Annotated in this window: 1 pseudogene; it reads right to left on the reverse strand. The window is 46.5% G+C overall.

Going from position 1 to position 680, the window contains the following annotated elements:
• Positions 1-639 (reverse strand): annotated as a pseudogene (locus KV201_RS22385) (IS3-like element ISSba4 family transposase); the annotation flags it as partial.
• Positions 640-680: the final 41 nt, after the last annotated feature.

The raw sequence follows: 680 nt of genomic DNA on the forward strand, positions 1-680 counted from the left end.
GCAAGCCTTCACTTCTCAAGTAGGTAAAGAACCCGTCTCGCCCGAGTTTGATATCATGTTCAACCAGCTTTGGCTGTATCAAGGTATAGAGCTTACGCGTCCCCAATCGTGGCATATAGTTACGCCAATATTGGACCCAATCTTTGATGACCGATAGCTCAGTGCTTCGGCTCGCCATTCGGGCGACAGCCTGATAAATACCTTGCCGTGAAATACCGACAGCGCGACACGCAACGGCGAGGTTTATTTTGCTTTGGGTTTTGGCTTGCCAGAGATACCGGATAAGTACTTTTTTCTGAGGCCGGCTCCGTATTCATTGTCCATGATATCGACCATACCATTGAGAATTTGGTTACGCAGTTTCGCTTCGGCTAACTCACGCTCAAGGCGCTTGATAGTTTCGGCTGGGGTTTCTTTTGAATGAGGCATAAGGGGATGCTGAAAGAGTTTCGACCAATCGAGTTTACCATGCTTTCTCAGCCAGACGAGTACCGTTGTTTTACCCTGAATACCAAAACGAGTCTGCGCTTGCTTGTAAGTCATTTCGCCTTTTTCAACACGTTCAACAACGCCTAATTTAAAAGCTAAGGTGTAATCGCGTTGAGTACGCTTACGGCTTGAGTTACTTGATGTTGTCATAAAGAAGTCCTCTTTATGTCAACGTATTTCAGGACGGGACA

It is taken from the genome of Shewanella sp. SR1, from assembly GCF_020447145.1.
Classification (GTDB): domain Bacteria; phylum Pseudomonadota; class Gammaproteobacteria; order Enterobacterales; family Shewanellaceae; genus Shewanella; species Shewanella baltica.